Annotated in this window: 1 pseudogene; it reads right to left on the reverse strand. The window is 53.0% G+C overall.

What is annotated here, in order from left to right:
- Window positions 1-64: 64 nt before the first annotated feature.
- A pseudogene (locus tag B2899_RS18305) lies at window positions 65-270 on the reverse strand (hypothetical protein); the annotation flags it as partial.

Genomic DNA, 270 nt, shown 5'->3' on the forward strand with positions numbered 1-270 from the left:
AAGAAAAACTCGCGGGCATTGCCGCCCGTCCTTTTTCCACACAGAAGCCAAACGGCCAGGGAGCTTATTTTCCCTGGCTCGTAACCACGACCGCAATTCTTTCAACTTCTTCGCCGTCGATCGTTGCGCGGTACCACTCATAGACTGGCTGGCCCCGCCCGAATTTTTGATCCACCATGAAATAAATCCACTTGCTCTGCTCATCGAACACTGCCGCTCCCGTATACTTCTTCAAATACGTCAACCGCCGGACTTCACCGGTCTTCCGAT

This window comes from Aneurinibacillus sp. UBA3580, assembly GCF_002375825.1.
Classification (GTDB): domain Bacteria; phylum Bacillota; class Bacilli; order Aneurinibacillales; family Aneurinibacillaceae; genus Aneurinibacillus; species Aneurinibacillus danicus.